This is a genomic window from Snuella lapsa (assembly GCF_039539345.1).
Lineage (GTDB): Bacteria > Bacteroidota > Bacteroidia > Flavobacteriales > Flavobacteriaceae > Snuella > Snuella lapsa.
In genome coordinates, this window is record NZ_BAABCY010000036.1 from 53,790 (window position 1) to 80,674 (window position 26,885).

Sequence of the window (26,885 nt, forward strand, 5' to 3'; positions counted from 1 at the left end):
GCTAATCTTCTATTAGATAATCTATAATATTTGTTATTTTTTTTGAGTAAAGATACGGATCATATCTACTATCTATCTCTTTTGTTCTAATAATCATCGATTCTTTATTAAATTCCATGAACTTACTTGGACTAAAGCCACTTACAATTTCTTCTTTACTAAACTCATAAGCTTTGTCATTATAAGTAAACTTAACTGAGTTTAGCTTCATTTCCTTTTGTTTTGGTGTTTTACCAAAATCAAGCCTTATTCTCTCCGGGTATATTCTATCTGGTAGTGTAAAAACTATGTCTTGGTTACCACGTCCGCCTTTTACTTTCGTTTCAACAAAATCTTCAGAATGAAATGTATCTTCTCCAAATTCATAAAAATAAACTTCAAAAACATCATCTACCAACACTTCTGCATTAATAATTAATTTTAATTCATTATCCTCAATAACAACTAATTGTCTATTTTCTGTTTCGCTATTTTTTTTCTCTTTACATGATATTAAAAATGATAATACCATAAATAATAATACATATCTCATTTTCTTTCAATTTATTTATATAATTTAGAAATAACTTTTATTAGACTATCTTTCCAATATGGAATTTCAATGCTCATTTTTTCTTTAATTTTAAATTTAGCAAGAACACTAAATGAAGGCCGCTTAGCGAATGTCGGGAAATCTTCTGTTTTTATTGAGCTTACCCTAATTCCTTCATTAATTTCGACAAAAATAGCCTTAGCAAAATCATACCAAGAAACCGCACCTTCATTGCTATAATGATAAAGCCCATAATTTTGGGATTTACTTCTAATAATTTGAATGATCACAGCTGCCAAATCTCCGGCATAGGTAGGAGTCCCTACTTGATCGGCAACCACAGAAATTTCATCACGTGCTTCTGCCAAACGTAACATGGTTTTCATAAAATTATGACCATGCTCAGAATATAACCAGGAGGTTCTAATTATAAAGTATTCTTTTAAAAACTGTTGTATTTCAACTTCGCCCTGTAGTTTTGATGATCCATAAACACTTATTGGATTCGGTTTATCTTCCTCTGTATAAGGTTCTCTTTTATTGCCATCAAACACAAAATCTGTAGAAATATGTATTAAAACAACTTTGTTTTCATGGCAAACCATGGCTAAATTCTTAGGGCCTTCAGCATTTACTTTAAAAGCTAATTCTTTTTCTTCTTCAGCTTTATCTACTGCTGTATACGCAGCACAATTCACACAATAGTCTATAGTGTTTGCAGCAAAAAAAGACTGTACCTGATTTAAATCGCAAATATCCAGATCATGATAGTCTGTATAAATAAAGTTCAAATCATCATATTTAGCTTCAATGCACTTGATACAAGATGCTAATTGCCCATGACCTCCTGTTACTAATATAGTTGTTAGTTGTTGGCCCCCTTCGACAAGCTCAGGCTGACAGTTTATTACTGATTGTTGATTCATTAAAGTCAATTTAAATTTGGAGCTTCGAACAATTAGTTTTTTTAAATAAATAATTCTTTAAATGTGGTCAATTCCATATCCTTTTCTGAAATAATAAGATCTTCTTCTTGTAGTCTCCAATCGATTTGTAAATCTTGGTCGTTAAAAATAATACCTCCTTCAGCCTCTTTGTTGTAAAAATTATCACATTTATAGGAGAAAATAGCTTTGTCGCTTAAAACAACAAATCCGTGTGCAAACCCTCTTGGAATGAATAACTGATGCTTATTGTCTTCTGTTAACTCTACAGCAACATGTTCCCCAAAGGTTTCAGAATCTATTCTGATATCAACTGCAACATCTAATACCGAACCTTTTATCACTCTCACCAATTTTGCCTGAGCATGATCTCTCGTCTGAAAATGCAGCCCCCTTAAAACACCTCGTGATGAAAAGGACTCATTATCTTGAACGAAATTCACATTTTGATTCGTGAGTTCATTGAATGTTTTTTGATTAAAGCTTTCAAAAAAATATCCTCTACTATCGTTAAAAATTTTAGGCTCAATAATATAACAGCCTTTCAACTTTGTCTCTCTTACCATCATTGTTTTTTATTCAGTAACCCTAATAAATTTTTACCATAACCACTTTTTAAAAGCGGTTCTGCTAAAGCTTTAAATTGTTCTTCGTTAATATACCCCATCTCATAGGCTGCTCCCTCAATAGCCCCTATTTTTAAACCTTGACGTTCCTCAATCACCTCTACAAACTGTGAGGCCTGCATTAACGATTGAAAAGTACCAGTATCTAACCAGGCCGTCCCACGATCTAAAATGCTTACATTTAGTTTTCTCATTTTAAGATACTCTCGGTTAATGTCGGTAATTTCCAACTCCCCTCTATGACTTGGTTTAATGTTTTTAGCAATCTCCACTACCGCATTATCATAGAAATAAATGCCTGGAACCGCATAATTCGATTTTGGATTTTCTGGTTTTTCTTCAATAGAAATCACTTGTCCTCCGCTATCAAACTCAACAACACCATATCGTTCCGGATCATGAACACGGTACGCATAAATAATCCCCCCGTCAGGATCATTATTAGCTTGTAATAATTTGGCTAAACCCGTCCCATAAAATATATTATCCCCTAAAATCAATGCGACTTTATCTTGACCAATAAAATCCTCTCCTATCAAAAAAGCCTCTGCTAATCCATTGGGTTCTTTCTGTACAGCATAATCAAAGCGGCAACCATACTTTCCTCCATCCCCCAACAAATCTTTAAACAATGGTAAATCTTTAGGTGTAGAAATAATCAACACTTCTCGAATTCCCGCGTACATTAAAGTTGAAAGGGGATAGTATATCATCGGTTTATCGTAAATAGGCATCAACTGCTTACTTACCGATAAGGTTAAAGGGTGTAATCTTGTACCCGAACCACCTGCTAAAATTATTCCTTTCATCTAGCTATATTGTTTTTCGTAATAATTTTGGTATTCACCACTCGTAACATTGTTCAACCAGTCTTCATTATTTAAATACCAATGAATTGTGATTTCCAAGCCTTCTTCAAAAGTAACCGATGGTTTCCAAGCTAACTCTTTATTAATTTTGGAAGCATCTATTGCATAACGTAAATCATGTCCTGGGCGGTCTTTAACATAGGTTATTAGTTTCTCTGAAGTCCCAAAGGGCCTTCCTAATTTTTCATCCATTTGCGCACATAACAGCTTCACCAAATCAATGTTTTTCCATTCATTAAAACCTCCTATGTTGTAGGTTTCCTTATCTTTCCCTTTATGAAATACTAAATCTATAGCTAAGGCATGATCTTTTACATATAACCAGTCTCTAGTATAATTTCCATCGCCATAAACCGGCAACGGTTTATTATTGATAATATTATTTATAAATAAGGGGATCAACTTTTCAGGAAATTGATTTTGACCATAGTTATTGGAACAATTAGTAATAACATATGGCAAGCTATACGTTTCACCATACGCTCTTACAAAATGATCGGAACTTGCTTTTGAAGCTGAATAAGGCGAATTTGGATCATAAGGTGTTTCTTCCGTAAATAATCCTGACTCCCCTAACGTTCCATACACCTCATCCGTACTTATGTGATAAAACCGCTTGTCTTTAAAATCCTTACTCCAACAGTTTTTAAAAGCATTCAACAGATTCATCGTTCCTATCACATTCGTTTTCACAAATGCTAAGGGATCTTTAATAGATCTATCAACATGAGATTCAGCCGCTAAATGTATAACCCCTTCAAACTTATGCGTATTAAACAGTTCATTTATGAAGTCCTCATCGGTAATATCCCCTTTTATAAAAGTATAATTTGGTCGCTCTTCAATGTCCTTTAGGTTTTCTAAATTACCCGCATAGGTCAAAGCATCCAAATTAAAAATATGGTACTCTTGGTATTTCTCTACAAACAATCGTACCACATGCGAGCCTATGAAGCCTGCCCCACCAGTAATGAGGATATTTTTCTTTTTACCGTTTAGCATATATTAATTGCTTTTTACTTTGTGGCAAAAGTACTATAATTCCTCTTGTTAACAAGTTTATTTAGCCGATAAAATTGTTAAAAAAACTGTTTAAATAATTACACCTTACTTACCAAGGCCTTCAAACTTTCTACAGTTTCCCATATTGTATTCTCGCCGGAATTATAACTAAATCCAGTATTCACTTTTTTAGCCTTGTAAATTTTAACAAATTCCTCTACCTCCCAGTTAGGATTCGGTGGTAAAATAACATAGAAATTTCCCAAATCGTAAGTACAAAAGGCATCGGCAGGCGCTATCATTTCTTCATGGATCTTTTCTCCAGGGCGTATGCCCACAATAGGTTTCTTACAATCTGGACTTATCGCTTCGGCCAAATCTGTAATTCTATAAGAAGGGAGTTTAGGCACAAAAATTCGCCGCCCCAAGTACACTCCAAAACAGACAATACCATATCTACCCCCTCCTGAATCGAGATATTAAACCGTGTCATCTCGGGATGTGTAATGGGTAAAACGCCTGTTTCCTTTTTCTTTATAAAAAAGGGTACCACCGAACCACTAGATCCCATCATGTTACCATAACGCACTACTGAAAAACGTGTTGTCTGGTTGCTTGGAATACAATTGGTCGCCACAAATAATTTATCGGCTGCCAGTTTGGTTGCTCCATACAAACTGACTGGAGCACAAGCTTTATCCGTAGACAACCCCACTACACGGGATACTTTTGTTTTTAAAGCTGCTTCAATAACATTTTCTGCCCCTCCAATATTCGTTTTAATACATTCCCCAAGATTCGCTTCCGTAATACTTATATTTTTCATGGCCGCTGTATGAATCACATAATCGATGCCCTGAAAGGCTTGTAATACACGCTCTTTATCCCTTACATCACCAATTATAAAGTGTAATTTCGGATATTCTTCAACAGATAATTCCCGTGCCATCGATGCCTGCTCCTGTTCACCCCTTGAAAAAACAACCACACGTTCCACTTCAGGGTGTTTCTTTAGAATATGTTTGGTAAGTGCTTGACCAAACGAGCCTGTGCCACCCGTAATCAACACAGACTTCCCTTTATAATTGAATGTTGTTTTTGAATTCATTAGAATTTAATATTAACACTGCAAATTCCTTTATAAAAAAGAAATTGCTTCATTCGCTCCTCATTCGCAATAGCAAATTTTAACAGCTAATTTAAGGTAAATATAGTTTTCTTGAGATTAGTTTATAGAATTCTATTATTTAAATGATAATAAAATCCTAATTGGGAAAGAAGTACAACCGAAGCTATGTGTTGTATATGAAACTTGCCTCCAAGGGATTGCTTCATCCAGACTGCAAACGTCTGGATTCGCAATGACAGACTGCCCTTTATTCCATACAACACCCCAACATGCGTCATTGCGAGGACGAAGGACGAAGCAATCTGTTGAAAACAAAGCCCGCAACCTAGAGATTGCTTTGCCTTGCTCGCAATGAAGGATTGCTCATTGTTTCACTCAACAAACCCAATATATGTCATTGCGAAGGAGGTACGACTGAAGCAATCTCACGCTTTGGCTGACAGAACAAACAGATAGCTTCACTACGTTCGCCAAGACGTTGCATTGAGTTTGTCAAAATGAGCGCTGCGACCAAAGTAATCTCATAGTTAGGCCTACCTAACTTACGGATTGCTTCGCTATGCTCGCAATGACGGACTGCCCATTATGTTATATACCCCAACACAACCTGTACAATAAACTCTTTATCCGTTTTACTTAAATTTGATCCCGATGGCAAACACAGTCCCTGTTCAAAAATCGATTTCGACACTTTATTACCGTAAAACGAACAACCTTTAAACACGGTTTGTAAATGTAATGGTTTCCATATGGGTTTTGACTCAATTTTATGATCCTTCAGATATTTCAATAAGCCCAAAGAGGTTATATTGGCTTCATTTGAATGGATTTGGATACAGTTTAACCAATAATTCGAAAAGCAATCTAATGATGGTTCTGAAAACACCTCTATAAAATCATATGATTGAAATAATTGCTGATAAAATTGATGGTTCGCTCTACGCTTTTCAACATAATCACACAACACCTTCATTTGTCCTCGACCAATTCCCGCAGAAATATTACTCAAACGATAGTTGAACCCTACCTCGCTATGCTCATACCATAGAGCATCATCTTTAGCTTGCGTAGCTAAAAAAATAGCTTTTTGTTTTAGTTTTTCATCCTTACAAATTAATGCACCTCCTCCCGAAGTCGTTATCATTTTATTACCATTAAATGATAGGATTCCAAAATCACCAAAAGTGCCACATTGCTGCCCCTTATATTTACTTCCTAGGGCTTCGGCGGCATCTTCTATAAGTGGAATGCCATATTTTTGGGAGACCTTAAGTATCTCATCCATTTTGGCAGGCATGCCAAAAATATGAACCACAATAATGGCTTTGGGTTTTTTACCTTTCGCAATCCGATCTTTAATACCTCGCTCCAAATGTTTGGGACACATGTTCCAAGTCTCGCTTTCGCTATCAACAAATACGGGCATTGCTCCCTGATACAAGATAGGATTTGCTGATGCTACAAAGGTCATGCTCTGGCAAATCACCTCATCTCCCCTTTTTACACCTGCGAGTATCAAAGCCAAATGAATAGCCGCTGTGCCCGAAGATAAGGCTGCGACATAAACACCTCTTCCTAAATAAGATTCTAAGGCCTGCTCAAAAGCACCTATGTTTTTACCAGCCGGCGCTATCCAGTTTGTATCAAAGGCCTCTTGAATGTATTTCAATTCCTGGCCTCCCATGTGGGGTGTGGATAGTTTTATTTTAAAATCCATAAGATGAATTATAATGTTCGGTTTGGATCGTATAAAGATAGAAAAAGCAATCTTGTGAAGAACATTTTAGGGGTTGAACTGTTCTCGATACATCCGTCATGGCGAGGGAGACACGACCGAAGCCATCCCTTGGATAAGGACTCCCCACTTAAAGATTGCTTCGCCATACTCGCAATGACGTTAAAAACTGATTAACTGTACAAATAATGACCTGCTTTCCCCAAATTGATTGTCCAAACCCTTGTTACAAACCCAAACAAAAAACAAACACGTACGTCATGGCGAGGGAGACACGACCGAAGCCATCTCTTGGTTAAGGACTCCCCTACTTAAAGATTGCTTCGCCATACTCGCAATGACGTTAAAAACTGATTAGCTATACAAATAATGACCTGCTTTCCCCAAATTGATTGTCCAAACCCTTGTTACAAACCCAAACAAAAAACAAACACGTACGTCATGGCGAGGGAGACACAACCGAAGCCATCTCTTGGTTAAGGACTCCCCTACTTAAAGATTGCTTCGCCATACTCGCAATGACGTTAAAAACTGATTAGCTATACAAATAATGACCTGCTTTCCCCAAATTGATTGTCCAAACCTTTGCCGAAAGTCCAACCAAAAAACAAACACCTACGTCATGGCGAGGGAGGTACGACCGAAGCCATCCCTTGGTTAAGGACTCCCCTACTTAAAGATTGCTTCGCCATGCTCGCAATGACGTACCAAATGAAGTGCAAATCGTTTTAAGAATTATAATGATGTCCTTATAAAAGCTATATTCAGCAATATAGGTTTTGTTCAATTCAACCTTTTTAGGCCAAATCACAGTTCTATTATAGAATTCAGGATCTGTTTGTTGCGCTAACAAATGTTCTTCATTTTTAAAATACAACGATGCTGGTCCTGTAATACCTGGTTTTACCGACAATATAATGCGGTCATCGCCTTCAAGTATATCTGCAAAACCAGTAATATCAGGACGTGGCCCTACCAAACTCATATCTCCTAAAAGCACATTCAATAATTGGGGTAATTCATCTAACTTGGTTCGTCGCCAAAAATGCCCCAATCGCGTAACATTTAGTCTATTATCAGGCATCATTTTCATACTACGCAATTTATAAATCTCAAACAATCGGCCATTTTTGCCTACACGCTGTTGTTTAAAAATTCCTAGCTGCTTAGTGTCCAACCATGCCATGAACATAAATATTAAAATGAGCCAGCCGAATAAGAGCAATAACACTATCGACAACGAGAGGTCAAAGATTCGCTTTATGATAAGGTCTTTTCTTTTCAATACTATTAAATTAATTTGTTCGGTTTATAAAAATAGTTAAAACTTGTATACCGTGTAATCTTAGATTATTTATGATTTTCATATGGATACCTGCCTACGCAGGTATGACATTAATACGCTATTTTTTTCTTACTCAAAACCCTCGACAGCACTTAACGTAAAAAGTCAAAATATGCGCAGTTATGAATAGAGTCACCCTCTTATACTTTAGCCTGACCTAACTAGCAACAGAGCCTTTTAAGTTACTTGTCATGCCTGTGAAAACAGACATCCACTTAGCACTATGTGCTTATAAAAACTAAAAAATGTCGATAGGACTATGGGATACCTGCCTACGCAGGTATGACAACGAAACGTTTTTAATACAATTCCAAACACTATTTAGTCTGTCGTAAAGACTTTACCCCAACTATAACGCTTTAGGCTTGTAACCCGCAACAAGACCAATAAGGTTACCTGTCATGCCTGTGAAAACAGGCATCCACTTAGTAGTAAGTACTAATAAAAATTAAAGAAATGCCGATATGGTAATGTGGATACCTGCCTGCGCAGGTATGACTCACTGTACTGGCTAATAAAAATCATCTTGAATACAAACACACACCTATCTACTTCTACTTCTATTACAAACGCGCAGTGACCAATGCCTTTGGAAGAAAACTTTTTACATCATAAATAACACAGCCCTTATCTCTATACGATGCATAATCAATAGCCTCAAACTCGTTGTGACCAACCGCTAATACAATGGCATCGTAGCCGTCTTTCAACGTTTCCACCAATTCAAGATTATATTCTTTTCTAACTTCATCGGCCAGTGCATGCGGATCGAATACATCAACATCCAATCCAAACCCTTGTAATTCACTAACAACATCTACTACTCCTGAATTTCTTATATCCGGGCAGTTTTCTTTGAAGGTAATCCCCAAAACCAACACTTTGGCCCCTTTAATGACACTACTTCGTTCCACTAATAATTTTACGACTTTATTGGCTACATGGACACCCATCATGTCATTAACACGCCTTCCCGACAAGATAACATCTGGATAGTATCCCAAACTCTCGGCTTTGTGAGTTAGGTAATAGGGATCAACCCCTATACAATGCCCCCCTACCAAACCTGGCCTAAAAGGTAAAAAATTCCATTTGGTTCCGGCCGCTTCTAAAACTTCCATAGTATCAATCTCCAGTTTATCGAACACCAGGGCTAGCTCATTGATCAACGAAATATTAACATCACGTTGAATATTCTCTATGATCTTACCAGCCTCAGCCACCTTTATACTAGAAGCTTTATGGGTACCTACTGTTACGATTTGGTTATATAATTCATCAATGACACTTGCTATTTCTGCGGTGCTTCCAGAAGTAATCTTTACAATATTATGAACTTTTCGAACGGGGTCACCAGGATTGATACGTTCAGGAGAATAACCGCAGAAAAAATCTTGATTGAATTTTAAACCACTTGACTTTTCCAATTCTGGTACACAAACCTCTTCTGTACAACCAGGGTATACCGTCGATTCATAGATAACAATATCACCTTTGGATAAAACACTACCCACCAATTGACTGGCATTGATAAGAAATGACAAGTCTGGTGTATTAAACCTATCAATAGGTGTTGGCACCGTAACGATATAGATATTAGCACCTGTTAGCGCTTCAAGCTGTGTTGTAAACTGTAAGCCCTTAGCTTGCAAAAATGCATTCGAAGGTACTTCTTTAGTGACATCAATACCCTTTTTTAATTCCGATATGCGTCCCTCATTAATATCATAGCCTTGAACCTGAAATCCTTTTTTTGCAAATTCCATCGCCAAAGGTAAACCTACATAGCCCAGGCCTATTATTGCTATTTTATACCGTTCTTTATTCATGTTTTTAATCTAAATTGCAATAAACTCATTTAAACTTTTTCAATATATTAATTCTCACAATATACACTTAAAATCCGTACTATTTTTTGTTAATCTGTATAGTTATTTTAGGACGAGTCAATCTGTATAGGTACTGTATAGATAAAGTATGGATACAGTATGGATAGTGTATGAACACAGAATAACAATTTTTACTAAAACACCGCTCCTAAACACATTTTGCCAAAGCCCTTTTAAGGCTATATTCCCAACTGGGAATACATAGACTCAATTCATGCCGTATTTTTTCTTTATTTAGGACACTATAAGAAGGTCGCTTTGCTGCTGTATGATAAGCTTCTGTTTTTATAGGACTTACTTTTATTTTTGTTTTGGTAAGCTCAAAAATCGCCTTTGCAAAATCATACCAGCTCACAGACCCCATATTACTATAATGATAAAGACCATAATGTTTTGACTCAGTACAAATAATAGCAACTATAACTTCTGCCAAATCACCCGCATAGGTTGGCGATCCTATTTGATCGCAAACAACTCCAATCTCATCATTTGTTTCTGCCAATCGCAGCATGGTTTTCATAAAATTATGCCCGTATTCCGAATACAACCAAGACGTTCTAATAATAAAATAGTGCTCTAATAGCTCCTTAATTTCAATTTCACCCTGTAGTTTAGATGCCCCATATACACTCATTGGATTAGGAATATCCGTTTCAACATAAGGCTCTTTTTTTTCTCCATCAAAGACAAAGTCGGTTGATATATGAATCAAAACAATACCATACACCCGACAGCTTAAAGCTAAATTTTTAGGCCCCGTTGCATTTATGGCAAATGCCTTTTCTGTTTCAGTTTCTGCGCGATCGACTGCAGTGTATGCGGCACAATTGATACAGTAGTCTATTTTATTAGCCTTAAAAAAGGCTTGCACCTGATTTACATTGCAAATATCCAAGTCCTGATGGCTGGTATAGATAACATTTAAATCCTCATACCCCGAAGTTATATCCTTAATGCACGATGCCAATTGCCCATTTGCCCCAGTAACCAGGATAGTTACTAGTTGCTGGTTATTGGTTGTTGGGGTATTTGATGTTTTTTTCATTCAAAAAATACTATTATATACGATCAATAGATTCTTCAGTCGTCAACCTGCCCGCCATCTGGCATTTTCGCTAAACACATCCACTGGATGTATTTTTAACGCTCAATCCCCTTCTGAATGACAGAGAAGACACTTTCGTCGGACAAAAAGCCCCTCCTTGATGACAATATACTTTATAACAAAAGCCGGCTATTATATTATTCAAAAAATCATCTTTCTTTAACGGTCTCGGCACGTATAAGTAGTTGAGTATCCCAATGGCAATCGTGCTTCAGGAATAAGCAAGTAGAGGCAATTACTTATAGCAGTCATTGGGTGTAGTTTTTTTATTCTGTTATTCTATTTTTCAAATCCATTAGCCCGTGTAAGATTCTCGTGATTTCAATCGGTTGGTCAGTTCGTTTTCGATAAAAAATGATATGTCGGCTAGTTTTGAGTCCGAATAAGTCATTTGTTATTCCGTCATAATTCTTTCCCAATTCAGGATTACTAGCAATGTCCTGACAACTGTCCAACAGCAAATTATAATATCTGTCAGCTTGTGGTTCAGACCATTTTTCAATTGTGTATTCCCAAATTCCAGTCAAATCCTCAACCGCTTTGTTGGTCAGTTCATACTTAGCCATTCTTTTTACGTCTAGCTTTTAATTCCTGAAGATGTTTGTCTGGGTCAAAATCGTGTGCAATGCCGCTATCAATTCCTTCTTGAATTGCGTTTCTCAAGGCAATGACTTTACTTTCCTCGTTTTCCAAAAGACGAAGTCCAGCTCTGATTACTTCACTCACGTTTTTGTATCGTCCAGCAGTAACTTGACTACTAACAAATTGGTCAAAATAATTTCCGAGTGATATTGATGTGTTTTTACTCATAACTTCCTAATTATTTATTCAAAAATACCAAAAATTGGTAGGTTCCCCAAATTACATCCAACTCCTTTTACCTTATCTCCTTATAACTTTATCAATCCAACTAAGATTCTTCACTTCGTTGCTCAGCGTTTTGATGACCACACAAATTTAGATGATTACATATACAATGTGTCAAATAATGGTAAGTTTTGATCTTTTTCTGAAATAATTAACTGCGAATCAGGCATCCCCCAATCAATATTCAGGGTTCTATCATTAAATATAATACCGGATTCTGAAGCGCTGTTGTAATAATTGTCACATTTATAAGTGAAGATCGTATCGTTTTCCAATACCAAAAAGCCGTGTGCAAAGCCTCTTGGGATATAGAGCTGCTTATGTTCAATAGCATCTAAAACCACGGAAAAGTGTTGACCGAAAGTTGGTGATCCTTTTCTAATATCCACACAAACATCCAAAACCTTTCCTTTTACGACACGCACCAGTTTAGCTTGGGCAAATGCCCCTTTTTGAAAATGTAAGCCTCTTAAAACACCCTTCGAAGACTGGGATTGATTATCTTGTACAAAATCAACCCTAATTCCCGTTTGTTCTTCAAAATCACGCTGATTAAAACTTTCAAAAAAATAACCGCGTTCATCCTCAAATATTTGGGGTTGTATGATATAACAGTCTTTTAAAGGTGTTGGGGTTATGGTCATTGTATTGTTATGCTGTTATGCTGTTATGCAATTTTACAAACTTTTAATTAATTTGGAGCGCATTCGCCTTATATAAATCAATGCTTCCGAAGTTTCTTTTTGACTATCAATATAATTAAAATTTTCGGCTATCATCAGTTGGGTTTCTAACTCTGCTAAAGATCCTAATGCAATATATAAGAACTGCTTAAATTCTTTGTTACCCCTTCTAGCTGCTCCTTCTGCTATATTAGAAGGAATAGACACCGCAGCACGTCGCATTTGACTTACTAATGAAAATTGTTCTTCTTTGGGAAAGGTTTTTGTGATTACATAAATTTCCGTAACCATTTTCACACGTTTAAATTTTAGTAATTAATTGATTTTATTGTAATTATAAAATTAAGAACGTGTGCAACCACTCCTTACACTCGTTCTCTCATTAAAAATTTTAAACATTTCCTTTTGTGAAGTAATTTTTAAAATTTCTTAATGTTCGTTTCATGGCTTCTTTCCATACATTTAAGTCCTTATGGGAATTTATTGGTGTCACGTATTGTTTGTTATGTTGTTATGCTGTGATCAAGTGATGTTCTTTTTCTGTTATGGTGTGATCAGGTGATAGTGTGATGATATTTTTCATTTCAACCCAAAAGTTTAAACCTCTTCAATTTATGTTCCATAACCAAGTAACTCTTCCATTACATCACATGATAACTGCATCACTTGATCACAAATTTTACTCATCAACCAGCTGCATTAAATATTCCCCATAACCACTTTTAAGCAACGGCAAAGCCAATGCATTTAGCTTTTCCTTATCGATATACCCCATTTTATAAGCCACTTCTTCAATACAGCCAATTTTTTGTCCCTGGCGCTCTTCTATAACCTGCACAAACTGAGACGCCTGCATGAGCGAATTAAAGGTTCCTGTATCCAGCCAGGCTGTTCCTTTGTCTAAGATTTGCACATGAAGCACTCCTTTATCCAAATAAGCCTTATTGATATCGGTTATTTCCAGTTCACCACGAGAACTCGGAAGGATTTGCTTAGCAATTTCTACAACGCTATTATCATAAAAATAAATACCGGGCACCGCATAATTGGACTTTGGTTGTTTTGGTTTTTCTTCAATAGAGATCACCTTGTTGTTTTTATCGAATGCCACTACGCCGTAACGCTTCGGATCCTGAACATGGTAAGCAAATATAATACCTCCGTTAGGCTTAATACTTGCCTGTAACGTTTCATCTAATCCAGAACCGTAAAAAATATTATCGCCTAATATAAGAGCAACATCATCTTTCCCTATAAAATCTTCTCCTATAATAAAGGCTTCTGCCAGCCCATTGGGTTGTTCCTGAACGGCATATTCAAAACGGCAGCCATAATCGTTCCCATCTCCCAAAAGTTCTTTGAACCTGGGTGTGTCTTTAGAGGTCGAAATGATCAAAATCTCCCTGATCCCGGAAGCCATTAAGGTTGTTAGCGGATAATAGATCATGGGTTTATCATAGACAGGCATCAGCTGTTTACTCACTACTTTAGTAAGTGGGTGTAATCGCGTTCCGGAGCCTCCGGCTAATATGATTCCTTTCATTTTTTTTCTTTTAACTTAAACTCTAAAAACGCTCAAACAACACTAAATTATCTGTCATGCTGAGCCTGTCGAAGCACTAGCCTCCTTTTCCAAATTCAGTATAATTTTTTGAAAACTGAATCAGTTTCTCCCAATCTTTATCTATTAATGCCTTCTTTTTTCTTCTACTCCAACCTTTTAATTGCTTTTCTTTTTCTATAGCTAAATTAACATCAGTAAACTCAGCATACCACTTTAATTGAACTGGCTTTCTGCTATAGGTATATGATGAAATATCAACACCCCTATTATGCTCGTATAATCTTTTAGACAAATTAGACGTTATCCCTATGTAATAAGATGCATCTGAACATTCTAATATATACACATAATAAATTTTCAAGGCCTTAATATCCTTCGACAAGCTCAGGATGACATTTTAGTTCTTTTTACAATCTGATTTACTTCAATGTTAGTGTTTTTATAACGACTTAACGATGTAACCATCTCCCCTAATATAACTTTTTAACCATATCACTACCCCTAATAGCTTTTTTACTGCTTCTCATAATACGCCTGATACGAGCCACTAGTCACATGGTTTAACCATGTCTCATTTTGCAGATACCAATCAATGGTTTTGCTTAAGCCTTCTTCAAAAGAGACCGACGGTTGCCACCCTAATTCTTTTTTAATCTTTGAGGCATCGATAGCATATCGCAAATCATGCCCTGGACGATCTTTTACAAAAGTAATAAGCCCTTTTGAAGTTCCCAAAGGGCGTCCCAGTTTTAAATCCATCTGCTCACATAACAACGTTACCAAATCGATGTTCTTCCATTCATTAAAGCCTCCAATATTATAAGTTTCTTTAAGTTTTCCTTTATGAAAAATCAAATCGATGGCTTTAGCATGATCCATAACATACAACCAATCCCTGGTATAATTTCCATCGCCATATACCGGTAGCGGTTTATTATTGACTATATTATTGATGAACAGCGGAATTAACTTTTCAGGAAATTGATGGGGTCCATAGTTATTGGAACAATTTGAAATCACATAAGGTAAGCCATAGGTTTCTCCATAAGCCCTCACAAAATGATCGGAACTCGCTTTTGATGCTGAATATGGTGAATTGGGATCATACGAAGTCTTTTCAGTAAACAACCCTGTTGCCCCTAATGTTCCGTAAACTTCATCTGTGCTTATATGATAAAACAATTTTCCATTAAAATCATCACCCCATAAGACTTTAGCGGCATTCAATAAGTTTACTGTCCCGATAATATTTGTTTTTACAAACGCCAATGGGTCACTAATGGAGCGATCGACATGCGATTCTGCAGCTAAATGAATGACGGCATCGAATTGTTGTTCTTTGAAAAGCCTATCGACAAAGGCTCCATCTGTTATATCGCCTTTAATGAACCTATAGTTTTGCTGATGCTCGACATCTTTGAGGTTCTCCAAATTACCAGCATAGGTTAGGGCATCTAGATTAAAAACAGTGTGATTAGGATAGGTGTTTACAAACAATCTAACCACATGAGATCCTATAAACCCAGCGCCACCAGTTATTAAAAGCGTCATAGCATTTATATTCTATCTTTAAAACGATCTAAAAACCTCACAAATTCTCTTGTCAATAGCAAAACAAATGTTAAAAGTCCCAATAAAATAGCGTATTTTATTTTTTTGTTGATATCATAGCCTAATAACCTACTCGACGTATCTACCGTACCTGTATTCTCCTGACTGGATACAAGCTCTATTATTTTGGATTTATCCTCTTTTTTTCGTTGGATCTCCACCAATTCCCTACGCAACCTCACATCATTCGTATACAGTTCGAATTCTTTCGTTACACTTTTATCTTCGGTATTGTCTATTCGAATGGTAGTTTGCGAACTGGCATCTGTCCCAACTTGTTGTTTTAATACTTCTTGGTAGACTCCTTGTAGGGCTTCAGACTTGGACAACGCCTCATTAATTGCATTTTCCTGACGTGTTAACTCCAACGAGTCCTTTCTCTTCTCTGCTTCAAAATAGGGTGTCCTATTAATACTCTCAATAATATTCGGAATGACATCCTTAAATACATTTTTGGATTTAGCTTTTAAGATAATCCGTTGTAAAGGGTTCTCAGAAGTCTTGGCACTCTCAATATAATCTTCGAATGTAATGGTTGAAGCCAACACAGAATCCAAGCTTTTTTTATACTTATCGAAACGCACCATTTCATCATTTTTAGTCGCAACCGATTCCACCTCAAACCCAATAATACTTTCCAGTTTTTCTTCATTTTCAAGACCCAAAGAGGAACTTAAAGACGTAAAATCCCTTTCTCCAATCAGTTTGTTGTAATAATCTATTAAATTGTATAGATTTTCACCTGTTTTATAATTTTGCTTGACAATGGCAGTCGATTTATAAATAGGGGCAGACACTTGCTCTTTAGCCATTCCCAATCCAAAACCAATTACAGTGGCTATAACAATCTTTAAGGCATGTTTTTTAACAAAAAACACCAACCATACAAAACCCAAAAACAAGGCGTTAAAAATCCTACCTATAAACTTAAAAAAACGATCGAATGCATTCCCTATAAGTTTAAATAATTGTCCCAAATCGACTTCTTCAGATTGCTGGGGTTGCGGCAACTCTTTACTCATACTTCTTTCTTTTTAATTAAAAATTTGTTCTAATATATTTCTGGTTATCACATAGGTTGGTTTAACTCCTGAAGTTCCTAAGCCTCCCGATGCCAGCGTACTTCCTGTTTCTAACGGGTTATCACTGGCATAATAGGCGTAACGTACTTTTACACTAGGACTGATGTTTCCTCTAATTTTTGAAGCTGCCTGAATGGCCTTATGGTAATGTGCACCTTCCATCTCCAGACCAATGACCTTCCAGGTAGAATTGTAAAAAAACTTTAAAATATCTCTGTTCTGCAAGGAAGTTCCCAAAACGGTAATCATAGTACCCTCATAAACATCCACGCCTTCACACTGGATATCCTCTTTCTTTAGTTCATTTTTAAAAGGGTAATTATCGGCTGTACCTTCAAAAATATGTGCAGACGGAATCATGATGTCACCCTTTTTACCTTCTAAAATACCTGCTTTCCCCATAATGGATATAGATTCTACATTCAGGTGGATCTTTTCACCATTAACTTCATAAGGTTTTAAAAGCTCGTCCATGGTTTCATAAGCTTGTTCCCCAAAGGCATAATCCATGACCAAAATAATCGGTTTTTCCGATTTTAGCAATGTTTCATCTACTTTAATATCTATTTTGGAAACATCGAACATACTGGAATCAAAAATCTGTACATCGATATTGGTTCCAGACGTATCCTCAATATAACACATGCCCTTTAGCAAAGCTTCTTTTGTCACCTTTTCCCGAAGGTTTCCGTTTTCATTATGACTTAAAGCTTCGTACACTTCAAAAACATCTTTCTTGGAAACCAATGTTTTTAATGCATTGGGCGCAAACAAGGTATTCATCACACTATGCATATTGGCACTAATAATGTGGATAGGGCGCTTTAATATACTTTTTTTATAAAGTACATCTTTAATAGCATCCGCCCAAATTTCACCATGAATGTGGTGACCTATACGCTCCCGCAACATAGGGCTAAACATAACGGTACGTTTATCGTTATGCAACTGTTCTTCAATGGCTAATTTCCCCAACCAATATACAATATGAAGAAACCGTTCGGGCTGAGATTTCGTAGCAAATTTCGAATATACTGCACTTATTTCATTAAAGGTTCTTCCTAAAATACTGGCGGTATGTGTTATGGCTATTTCTCTTGCCTCTTGTGTTAGCTTCTTAGTATCTAAAACTACTTTTTCTAATTTCTTCCAATCACGCGTAGTCGTTCCTGCCTCATCTATTAGCACGCGGTTACTTATTTTATGGGACTCTACAAACAAAAAAGTAAGATGCGTTAGAATATCATAGATCTCCGAGCGCCCCCGGGTAATCTCAATATTCATTTGCTCAGCATCAATTCTATAACAGTTACGGCGTCTCTTTTCTGGAATAATGGGTTTAAAATGTGATTTGCTATAACCTTCGTCACTTGTTAAATTGATGAACCGACATTCCTCAATGCCTCTTGGCAATCTATCAATTACATAAAGAAGCCCCTCTAATTCTGCTTTTTGATCACCTATAGAACCATATATTTCAGGACGTAATAGCAATAAAGACTCTCGTAAAGTTTCACCCGAAATCCCCATAGGCTTATAAAAGCCCCTGTTAAACAAATGGCGCATGGTTATATACATCCTTTCAATGGCACTGGAGCTCTCTTGTGCCCGTGTTCTGTCATGATGTTCCTGATTGCCCATTTGTCTTCTTTTTCGGATGCAAAGATAGCATTATTTCACTTAAACTAACTGCGAAAAACCATCAACTATTTTCCTGTCGTTGGACAGTCGGGGCACCTTATTTTGTCCTCCTAATTTCCCAACAGATTTCATATAATCTTGAAAACCATCTTTTTTCACTTTGGTAATTTTAAGTGACTGCAATACTTTTCCTTGTATCAAATCGAAATAATAACTGTTTTGCTTTTGGAGGGACACGTCAATTTTTTTTGCAAATGCCTGTATATCCTCCGGTTCATTTTCAAACTCTACAAACCATTCGTGATAAGGCAACCCTGTTGGAGGGTTTATTTGTGGCGCCACTGTAAATTCTGAAACACGAACCGATGTATCTATAATAGCTTCCTGAATGGCTTGCTCTACTTCCTTCCCAATAACATGCTCTCCAAAAGCGGATATAAAATGCTTGATGCGCCCTGAAACGATAACACGATAAGGTTTTATTGAAGTAAACTCTACGGTATCTCCAATACTATAGGCCCAAAGTCCCGCATTGGTAGAAATGATCATGACGTAATTAACACCCAACTCCACATCTTTAATTGTAATCCGCTTAGGGGAATCATCGTAAAATTCATCTGCCCTTATAAACTCATAAAAAATACCAGAATTTAACTGCAACAGCATACCTCTTTCATTTTGTTTATCCTGAAAAGCAAAGAATCCTTCACTGGCAGGATACAGCTCAATGCTATCGACTGGGCGTCCGATAAGGTTTTCAAATTTGGCACGATAAGGCTCGTAGTTTACACCACCGAAAATGAACAAATTAAAGTTTTTAAAGACCTCTCCTACTTTCTTTCCTGTTTTCTTTTGTAATTTTTCAAAATACATCTGCACCCAAGACGGTATCCCGGAGATTACCGTCATATCTTCTAGTAAAGTTTCTTCCACAATAGCGTCCACCTTAGTTTCCCAATCTTCTATGCAGTTGGTTTCCCAAGAGGGCAACCTGTTCTTTTGAAGGTACTTGGGAACATAATGCGCCACGATCCCCGACAGGCGTCCAAGCTGAATCCCATTTTGTTCTTTAAGTATGGGACTGCCTTGTAAAAAAATCATTTTTCCATCCACAAAGCGGCTATTCCCGGTTTCGTGAATATACATCAAAATAGCATTTCTGGCTGCTTCAACATGACTGGGCATGCTTTCTTTAGTAATCGGAATATATTTTGCCCCAGAAGTTGTACCCGATGTTTTTGCAAAGTACAGAGGCTTGCCTGGCCAAAGCACGTTTGATTTACCCTCAACAACCAATTCTACATATGACTTCAAACCTTCATAATCTCTAACAGGCACACGTCTTACAAAATCTTCATAAGTGTTAATACTTATAAAGTCATGATCTTTTCCAAACTGAGTAGACACCGCTTTGGTTATTAATTCTTGAAAGACCTGTTCTTGTGTCTCAACAGGGGTATTGGCCCATTTACGAATGCGCTTATAGATCTGTTTTGCAAATGGCTTTGCTAAAGCTGATTTTAATGATAGCATTAATCAATTTTTTAGTTATGAAATCATATTGATTTCTAGGTTAAATTTCCTGTGGCCTTAAAATAGTTTCTGAATGAACAACTTCATAACGTCTTACAAAGGCTATTATTTGTTTACACATAAACACAACCACTAAAATGACAAAGGTTAAAAGTGGAAATATTAAGCAATATCTGTTCCAAATGTTCTTATCAATGAATCCTATTTCCTGAAAACTTGAAACACTATCAAAATAAGTGTCTTCTTCTATTTGCTGTGCCGATAATTTAGTTAACTCATTTCTTAATTCAAGTTCTTTGGATAGCAATTCGTATTCACGAGTATTGACGCGCTCTTGAACCAGCGACATTCCATCCTTTAGGGTGATAGATCCCGTATTAGAATTGGATTCTGTTTGCATGACTTTAATATAAACCTTTTTAAGGGAATCTATCTGGTTTAAGGATTCTCCAATACGTGCTTTTTCTACAACTATTAACGAATCCCTTTTCTTCATTTTTTTTATAGAATAATTATTCGTGAAATTTGAATTTAAACCAGTCTCCAGAGACCTAAAAAGATCCTTTTTTAAAGACCTTACCTTAATTTCAAATAATGTGCCTCCGTAAATACTTCTATTCTCTATAAAATCATCAAATTGGATATTTTGTTGCCTTACACTATCTAGTTTCTTTATAAAACTCTCATATTGAAGAATTCGATCGTTTTCCGTTTCCGGTCCTGGGTTAATTTCAAATTCCAATAAAGTTTCGGCATCTCTTTTTTCAATCTGAAATATTTCAGCAAGGCGCTTGTAATTTTTATCTTCAATCAAAGCATTATAATAATCAATGTTCGTTACCAGCTGGTATTTCGACTCGAAATAGGGCTTTACCAACATTTTTGAGGCATATACTTTACTGGACATTCGCTCTAATCCCAAGCCTAAAACAGCTGCAGTGACTATAGATATTCCTATAAGTTTATAATTGTCGATAATCTTTTTTACAATAAAGACGAAAACATATAAAATCGAATTAAAAATAGATTTTATAAAGTTGTAAAATCGGTCAAAAGCTTTTCCTATAAGCTTAAATAACTGTCCAAGGTCTACCTCTTCGGACGGTAATTGTTGTGGTGTTTCTCTATTCATTTTTTGGGTTAAATTGGTTAGGTTTGTTATTTGTTTTTACATATTAAAATCTTATAATATAATAAATATTTCCTTTCATTTTGTAAACAAGGTGTGCGATAAAAAAAATACGTGAAAAGGCTTTTTTGTATATATTCAGAGACAAACTACTGATTAAGATATTAACAATGGCACCTGTATCCAAAACGTGTTTTTGAATGTTTAACATGCTTATTCAAAATCTATAAAGTTGGTTGGGTTAATTGGATAGCCATCATTCCACAGTTCAAAATGCAGGTGTGGTCCGGTAGACAGTTCACCAGTATTACCAGCAGTTGCAATAACCTCACCAGCCTTAACCAAATCGCCTTGTTCTTTAGTTAAAGATGCATTGTGTTTATATACCGATATTAAACCGTAGCTGTGCTCTAAAATAATAACATACCCTGTACTTGCCGTCCACTCCGAAAAAATAACCACACCATCTGCCGTCGCTTTTATTGGTGTATCTTTCTCTACTACCAAATCGACAGCATAATGTTTGTCCTCTAAATTATAGGGTTCACTAATAGTTCCTTTAACTGGGGGGAATAATACAAAATTTGCGGCTGATGTTGCCGACTCAAATAAATTGTATTTATCTTCTTTATCGACCTTTTCCCTTAACAACGAATCTTCTACAATTGGATTTAAATCGACTTCGCTTATTTCCAGTTTTACCGCCTCAACGATAGAATCTTTATTAAAATCTAAAGCACTAACATCTCCTTTTAATACCTTTTTTATGGATTCGTAATAACGTTCGTTCATCGTAATAACTTGCTGTAACGAATCCGTTTTATAATTTAACTCGGTGGCTTTCTTTTTTAAAGCTGTAGAGGAATAGCCAGGAATATATTCTCTAAGGGGGGTAAATGCAATTAATAAAGAGGTGGCTACTATAAAAAAAATAGTGATTAATGATGCAAATACAAAGACATTTAAGCGCGAAAGCTTAAATGAAAGACGTTCTTCGAAAGTGTCTTCATTTAGTATTACCAGCCTGTATTTAGCCAGCAACTTTCGCCTTATTCTTTTTTGGACTTTCTTTTTTTCCTTCATTCGAATACAAAATTAAATAAAATTCTCGCAAGGCATATTTCTCTTTATGCTAAAGTTACACTTAAAACGAGTTTATTAAACTTTAATTATTAACTTTGTGACATCAAATAAATACATTATGAGTTTATATACGTTACCACTAGCGATTGGAGCCCCACAAATTATACTAATTGTGGTTGTTGTTTTATTATTATTTGGAGGAAAAAAAATACCGGAATTAATGCGTGGTTTAGGTAGCGGCATTAAAGAATTTAAAGACGCTAGTAAAGAAGAAGGTTCCAAGAAACCATCTAAAGAAGATAACAAAGAATAAAAAATATTCGCTTGTTTAAAACAAAAGCCAGCATGAAAATCATGCTGGCTTTTGTTTTATATACATCTACTCACAGCCATAAGAAAGATTGACTAAAGACCGCTACGCTTTTAGATTTAAGAAATTTTAGACAGGTTTATTTTCAGTAAGTTAAAAAATTCTGTCTTTTTAAAAGAGGCTTTTATTCACGAAAAGATAAACTCTTTAAAAGGCTTCATGTTATGCAAAAAAGCAAAGTCCAAAGCATAGATATTCAATTTGTCTGCTATCTTTTGTCTGGCAGTGAAACGGTCTTGCTTTAAACGTTTTGGATGCTAATGACCTGCAGCATAACAAAAGATTTAATCTAACTTAACAGACTTAATTATGGCATCAAGTTCAAACATATAATTTCGTTTATCTACTGAGGGTGCAAATACAAAACCTTCTATAACCACCCACCTATTGTTTTTCTTGTCCTCGATCGCATAGTTTACATAGGGCCCAGCCATAAAGCCTCCTTTTAAATCCCATAATCCTTTAGTTTCTAAAGCGGGTTTGTTATCTAAAACTATTTTGGCATGGAAAGGGGTGTACGCATTTTCTGTAACCATATATGTGCCATCTAAAGTTCCATGTACATGCGCTTTGCCTATGGAGTCCCTGGTTTTTATAATTTGATTAATAATACTATCGTTTCGCTTTATCGCATTATAAGGCAATTCGTAAACCAACAAATTTGTGCTTCCTGTTGTGATATCTTTACGGATCCAAAAGAAATTGCCTTCCTCTTTTGCTATTCTAAATACCGAAGGAAACTTAAGGTGCACTCCCATTTTTTCCTGCATTGCTTTATTCTTATGCAATGCCTTGGCTATGCGCCGTTGGAGTTCTTTTAATTCTTCTTTTTTAAACTCTTCTAATATTTTATCGGAATTTGTTTCTATAACCTCGATAAGAGCTTCTTTTGTAGGTCCTGAAACAATAATTACTTTTTGGGGCTTTGCATATATATCCTTTTCTACTTTTAGCCCAGCTTCTTTCCCAAGCTCTATTTTTAAAAGGGTCCTATTTCTAGTAACAAAGCCAGAGAAAACGCTTGGTGGAATTTGACTGATAACAAATGTAGGTTCGTCTTGAGGCAAGCCGTAAATAGTTGTTGTAAGGACTTTTCTTATTGCTTCTCCTAAACTTCCACTCCACATCTCGTTATCTATAACAACAGATACCTGATTGATATTCCCTGACGAATCTAAAAGTACTTTTTGCTTTGATACTTTAGAATCACGACAGGACGTAACAAGCAATAATCCCAATATCGCTATAAAAATATTTCGCATTATATTTTAGGTTTAATAGGAACTTAACCTTTCGATATTTTAAGTTTCATTCCCGGTTTTAATTTTGTCCCACTAATATCGTTCCAATCTTTAATATTTTGAACAGAAACCCCTGAAAATTTTTGAGAAATGCTCCACAAAGAGTCTCCTTCTTTAACAGTATAAATTGTTACATTGCCTGTAAGTGTTGATTTTGTTGTTACAGCTGCCGATGGGACATACTGTTTTCTTGGATATATGGTTAATCGTTGCCCTATTCTTAAATTATTGCTTCTTAAACCATTCCATTGTTTTATTTGACTTACACGCACACCATAGCGTCTAGATATTTTCCCCAAATAATCGCCTGCTTTTACTTTATATCGAATTCTACTATCATTATTAAAGAACTGTGGCAAAGGTTTTTCACGTTTATCAAATTCAGCTTTAGCAAATGCGTATATTTCTTTTTCATTATTCACGAACGCTCCCACAACTTCATTAGGCAGCCTCAAAACATAATTTTTCCCTTTTATAATGGGAATAATATCCAATTTATAAGAGGGATTTAAAAACTGTAATGCTTCAATAGGTGTACCTGTTACTTCGGAGACCTGATCTAATGTTATCATTTGTTTTACCCTTACTGTATCGGTTTCAAAATAAGCAAACTCGGGCTTTATACGCTTAAATCCGTGCGCTTCGGCATATTCAAAAATGTACATCGTTGCTAAAAATGCAGGTAAATATCCTGCCGTTTCCCTAGGCAAGTTGTGTCGTATATTCCAATAATTTTGATAGCCCCCAGACCTTCTAATCGCTTTTGTTACATTGCCTGGTCCGGAATTGTATGCTGCCAATGCCAAATCCCAATCGCCAAATATCTCATATAATTTTGACAAGTATTCTGTAGCTGCTTTTGTGGACTTTATAGGATCGCAACGCTCATCAACATAACTACTCACATCTAAGTCATACATTTTACCTGTAGCAAACATAAACTGCCATAAACCGGTTGCACCAACCCTGGACTTAGCTCGTGGCTTTAATGCCGATTCTACTATGGCCAAATATTTTATTTCCAATGGAATACCTTGATTATCTAACTCCCTTTCGAACAATGGAAAATAAAAGGCGCTCAAGGTAATCAGTTTTTGTAATGTTTCCCTACGGTTTTTTAAATAGGATTTAATAACGCTTTCCAAAGACGGATTATAGGCTACGTTAAAAGGTGTTTTTGCATCCAACTCTTTTAATCTTGCCTTTAGGGTATCTGTTGGCAACTCCAGATAATCTACGGTCTCGTATGTTAGCTCTGTAACCGACTTATAAATTGTATCGAATAATGTATTACTATAAATCTCTTCGTACCATTTCTTATCCAAGTCAGCAAGCTCTTTAACGTCAGCCCTATCTTTAATTGACGTACTATCTGGAAGTACCGGTATTTGTTTTTCAACTTTTAAATCTCCATCGATTATTGAATCCACTACTGCCTTTTTTTGAAGAGGAATAGAATCTTGTGTTTGTGCTGTTCCAACACAAAATGTACTTAAAAATAATAATGAAAGAAAAAATTTAGCCATATCTGTCGTTTCGGTTAGGTAGGAACGATGATACGGCTAAATTCGTATATTTTATGGTAATTAAAAAACTTAAAGGCTGTTATTCCAAAATAGCAGCAATTCCAGGCAATGTTTTCCCTTCTAGACTTTCCAACATAGCGCCACCACCTGTACTTACATAGCTCACTTTATTTTCAAACCCAAACTGCTTTACGGCAGCTACAGAATCACCTCCACCTACTAACGAGAAAGCACCATTTTTTGTTGCTTCGGCTATGGAGTTACCTAACTCGATAGTTCCCCCTGCAAAGCTTTCCATTTCGAAAACGCCTAATGGGCCGTTCCAAAGGATGGTTTTAGATTGTAATACAACTTCATGGAATTGTTCTCTAGACTTTGGCCCGGCATCTACGCCTTCCCATCCTTCAGGAATATTACGAATGTCTACTACTTGGGTATTAGCATCATTACTAAAAGCATCGGCAGCAATCACATCTACAGGAATATGTACTTGTACGTTCTTAGCTTCGGCTTGTTTTAATATATCTAAAGCAAGCTCCATTTTATCGTCTTCACATATAGAATTCCCTATTGACCCTCCTTGTGCTTTAATAAATGTAAAGGACATACCTCCTCCAATAATTAAATGATCTACTTTATCAAGAATATTTTCTATAATTGTAATCTTCGACGACACTTTAGCGCCTCCTAAAATAGCCAAAACTGGTTTTTCTCCTGTTTCCATCACTTTATTGATACTCTCTATTTCTTGTGCCAATAAATTTCCAAAACATTTATATTCAGGAAAAAATTGGGCCACTATAGTTGTTGAAGCATGCGCTCTATGTGCCGTTCCAAATGCATCGTTAACATAAATATCTCCTAGCTTAGAAAGTTGTTTGGCAAAATCCTTATCGCCAGCTGTTTCTTCCTTATGAAATCTTAAATTCTCTAATAACAAAATTTGTCCGGGCTGCAATGCTGCTGCTGCGGCTTCAGCCTTTTCACCAACACATTGGTCTACAAACTTTACTTCAACCCCTAATATATCTTCAACTTTGGCAACAATGTGACGTAATGAAAATTCATCTTGAACACCTTTAGGCCGTCCTAAGTGCGACATTAAAATACAGCTTCCCCCATCCTCTAAAATCTTTACAATAGTAGGTTTGGCTGAAATAATGCGAGTTGCATCGGTTACTTCAAAATTTTCATTTAACGGCACATTAAAATCAACACGGATCAATGCTTTCTTATTCTCAAAATTAAAGTCACTAAGAGTTTTCATCTGTTTATATTTATTGTTTTATAGGTCATGCTCCATTTTCTTTTATCCTATG

26 protein-coding genes and 1 pseudogene are annotated in these 26,885 nt (G+C 36.1%); 2 read left to right on the forward strand and 25 right to left on the reverse strand.

The genetic code is table 11. The annotated features are described in order from the left end of the window. Position 1: 1 nt before the first annotated feature. From ABD792_RS07930 to ABD792_RS07965, 7 genes and pseudogenes are all read right to left on the reverse strand, one after another. Positions 2 to 532 (reverse strand): hypothetical protein, encoded by a 531-nt coding sequence (locus tag ABD792_RS07930; RefSeq protein WP_345005349.1) that lies wholly within the window; start codon positions 530 to 532, stop codon positions 2 to 4. 11 nt (positions 533 to 543) lie between these two features. Beyond that, positions 544 to 1,458, reverse strand: a complete 915-nt coding sequence (gene rfbD, locus ABD792_RS07935; RefSeq protein ID WP_345005350.1) for a dTDP-4-dehydrorhamnose reductase — start codon at positions 1,456 to 1,458, stop codon at positions 544 to 546. Positions 1,459 to 1,499: 41 nt separating this feature from the next. Then, a complete protein-coding gene (gene rfbC / locus ABD792_RS07940) occupies positions 1,500 to 2,045 on the reverse strand; it encodes a dTDP-4-dehydrorhamnose 3,5-epimerase (RefSeq protein ID WP_345005351.1) in 546 nt (181 codons plus the stop codon). Then, on the reverse strand, positions 2,042 to 2,911 hold the full coding sequence (gene rfbA, locus ABD792_RS07945) for a glucose-1-phosphate thymidylyltransferase RfbA (protein ID WP_345005352.1): 870 nt from the start codon (positions 2,909 to 2,911) through the stop codon (positions 2,042 to 2,044). The genes rfbC (ABD792_RS07940) and rfbA (ABD792_RS07945) overlap by 4 nt, the downstream gene beginning before the upstream one ends. Further along, complete coding sequence (gene rfbB, locus ABD792_RS07950) at positions 2,912 to 3,973, reverse strand: dTDP-glucose 4,6-dehydratase (RefSeq protein WP_345005354.1); 1,062 nt, start codon at positions 3,971 to 3,973, stop codon at positions 2,912 to 2,914. A 98-nt stretch (positions 3,974 to 4,071) separates the two neighbouring features. After that, a pseudogene (gene pseB, locus ABD792_RS07960) lies at positions 4,072 to 5,081 on the reverse strand (UDP-N-acetylglucosamine 4,6-dehydratase (inverting)). 604 nt (positions 5,082 to 5,685) lie between these two features. After that, positions 5,686 to 6,819 (reverse strand): aminotransferase class I/II-fold pyridoxal phosphate-dependent enzyme, encoded by a 1,134-nt coding sequence (locus ABD792_RS07965; protein ID WP_345005358.1) that lies wholly within the window; start codon positions 6,817 to 6,819, stop codon positions 5,686 to 5,688. 3 nt (positions 6,820 to 6,822) lie between these two features. On the opposite strand from ABD792_RS07965, the gene ABD792_RS07970 reads away from it, so the two are divergent. Next, entirely contained in the window at positions 6,823 to 7,014 is a 192-nt protein-coding gene (locus ABD792_RS07970) for a hypothetical protein (protein ID WP_345005360.1), read from the forward strand. A 496-nt stretch (positions 7,015 to 7,510) separates the two neighbouring features. Here ABD792_RS07970 and ABD792_RS07975 read toward each other — a convergent pair whose 3' ends face one another. From ABD792_RS07975 to ABD792_RS08045, 15 genes are all read right to left on the reverse strand, one after another. Next, on the reverse strand, positions 7,511 to 8,122 hold the full coding sequence (locus tag ABD792_RS07975; RefSeq protein WP_345005362.1) for a sugar transferase: 612 nt from the start codon (positions 8,120 to 8,122) through the stop codon (positions 7,511 to 7,513). A 623-nt stretch (positions 8,123 to 8,745) separates the two neighbouring features. After that, on the reverse strand, positions 8,746 to 10,011 hold the full coding sequence (locus ABD792_RS07980) for a nucleotide sugar dehydrogenase (RefSeq protein ID WP_345005363.1): 1,266 nt from the start codon (positions 10,009 to 10,011) through the stop codon (positions 8,746 to 8,748). Between the two features lie 208 nt (positions 10,012 to 10,219). After that, positions 10,220 to 11,116: a dTDP-4-dehydrorhamnose reductase gene (rfbD, locus tag ABD792_RS07985; protein ID WP_345005364.1), complete on the reverse strand. Its 897-nt coding sequence runs from the start codon at positions 11,114 to 11,116 to the stop codon at positions 10,220 to 10,222. A gap of 326 nt (positions 11,117 to 11,442) precedes the next feature. Continuing rightward, the gene (locus ABD792_RS07990) at positions 11,443 to 11,742 is read right to left on the reverse strand and encodes a type II toxin-antitoxin system RelE/ParE family toxin (protein ID WP_199114909.1); all 300 of its coding nucleotides are present in this window, start codon (positions 11,740 to 11,742) and stop codon (positions 11,443 to 11,445) included. Continuing rightward, positions 11,735 to 11,986: a type II toxin-antitoxin system ParD family antitoxin gene (locus ABD792_RS07995; RefSeq protein ID WP_199114908.1), complete on the reverse strand. Its 252-nt coding sequence runs from the start codon at positions 11,984 to 11,986 to the stop codon at positions 11,735 to 11,737. The genes ABD792_RS07990 and ABD792_RS07995 overlap by 8 nt, the downstream gene beginning before the upstream one ends. A 155-nt stretch (positions 11,987 to 12,141) precedes the next feature. After that, positions 12,142 to 12,687: a dTDP-4-dehydrorhamnose 3,5-epimerase gene (gene rfbC / locus ABD792_RS08000; protein ID WP_345005366.1), complete on the reverse strand. Its 546-nt coding sequence runs from the start codon at positions 12,685 to 12,687 to the stop codon at positions 12,142 to 12,144. Positions 12,688 to 12,720: 33 nt separating this feature from the next. After that, positions 12,721 to 13,017 carry a four helix bundle protein gene (locus ABD792_RS08005; protein ID WP_345005367.1) on the reverse strand — a complete coding sequence of 99 codons (297 nt, stop codon included), beginning with the start codon at positions 13,015 to 13,017 and terminating at the stop codon, positions 12,721 to 12,723. A gap of 388 nt (positions 13,018 to 13,405) precedes the next feature. Then, complete coding sequence (rfbA, locus tag ABD792_RS08010; RefSeq protein ID WP_345005368.1) at positions 13,406 to 14,269, reverse strand: glucose-1-phosphate thymidylyltransferase RfbA; 864 nt, start codon at positions 14,267 to 14,269, stop codon at positions 13,406 to 13,408. A 76-nt stretch (positions 14,270 to 14,345) separates the two neighbouring features. Further along, a complete protein-coding gene (locus ABD792_RS08015) occupies positions 14,346 to 14,636 on the reverse strand; it encodes a GIY-YIG nuclease family protein (protein ID WP_425568131.1) in 291 nt (96 codons plus the stop codon). 167 nt (positions 14,637 to 14,803) lie between these two features. Beyond that, positions 14,804 to 15,841: a dTDP-glucose 4,6-dehydratase gene (gene rfbB / locus ABD792_RS08020; RefSeq protein ID WP_345005369.1), complete on the reverse strand. Its 1,038-nt coding sequence runs from the start codon at positions 15,839 to 15,841 to the stop codon at positions 14,804 to 14,806. Between the two features lie 5 nt (positions 15,842 to 15,846). Beyond that, positions 15,847 to 16,923: a hypothetical protein gene (locus tag ABD792_RS08025; RefSeq protein WP_345005370.1), complete on the reverse strand. Its 1,077-nt coding sequence runs from the start codon at positions 16,921 to 16,923 to the stop codon at positions 15,847 to 15,849. 12 nt (positions 16,924 to 16,935) lie between these two features. Beyond that, entirely contained in the window at positions 16,936 to 18,624 is a 1,689-nt protein-coding gene (locus ABD792_RS08030) for a DUF6909 family protein (protein ID WP_345005371.1), read from the reverse strand. 39 nt (positions 18,625 to 18,663) lie between these two features. Then, complete coding sequence (locus ABD792_RS08035; protein WP_345005372.1) at positions 18,664 to 20,157, reverse strand: GH3 auxin-responsive promoter family protein; 1,494 nt, start codon at positions 20,155 to 20,157, stop codon at positions 18,664 to 18,666. Between the two features lie 40 nt (positions 20,158 to 20,197). Beyond that, positions 20,198 to 21,289 (reverse strand): hypothetical protein, encoded by a 1,092-nt coding sequence (locus ABD792_RS08040; protein ID WP_345005373.1) that lies wholly within the window; start codon positions 21,287 to 21,289, stop codon positions 20,198 to 20,200. 210 nt (positions 21,290 to 21,499) lie between these two features. Beyond that, positions 21,500 to 22,369, reverse strand: coding sequence for a M23 family metallopeptidase (locus ABD792_RS08045; RefSeq protein WP_345005374.1), 870 nt, complete (start codon positions 22,367 to 22,369; stop codon positions 21,500 to 21,502). 118 nt (positions 22,370 to 22,487) lie between these two features. Between ABD792_RS08045 and tatA the strand changes: the two genes are divergently transcribed. Continuing rightward, the gene (gene tatA / locus ABD792_RS08050) at positions 22,488 to 22,682 is read left to right on the forward strand and encodes a twin-arginine translocase TatA/TatE family subunit (RefSeq protein ID WP_199115233.1); all 195 of its coding nucleotides are present in this window, start codon (positions 22,488 to 22,490) and stop codon (positions 22,680 to 22,682) included. 341 nt (positions 22,683 to 23,023) lie between these two features. On the opposite strand, the gene ABD792_RS08055 is transcribed toward tatA, so the two are convergent. From ABD792_RS08055 to ABD792_RS08065, 3 genes are all read right to left on the reverse strand, one after another. Beyond that, the gene (locus ABD792_RS08055) at positions 23,024 to 24,001 is read right to left on the reverse strand and encodes a DUF4837 family protein (protein ID WP_345005375.1); all 978 of its coding nucleotides are present in this window, start codon (positions 23,999 to 24,001) and stop codon (positions 23,024 to 23,026) included. A 23-nt stretch (positions 24,002 to 24,024) separates the two neighbouring features. Beyond that, positions 24,025 to 25,566, reverse strand: a complete 1,542-nt coding sequence (locus tag ABD792_RS08060; RefSeq protein WP_345005376.1) for a LysM peptidoglycan-binding domain-containing protein — start codon at positions 25,564 to 25,566, stop codon at positions 24,025 to 24,027. A gap of 79 nt (positions 25,567 to 25,645) precedes the next feature. Next, positions 25,646 to 26,833, reverse strand: a complete 1,188-nt coding sequence (locus ABD792_RS08065; protein WP_345005377.1) for a phosphoglycerate kinase — start codon at positions 26,831 to 26,833, stop codon at positions 25,646 to 25,648. Positions 26,834 to 26,885: the final 52 nt, after the last annotated feature.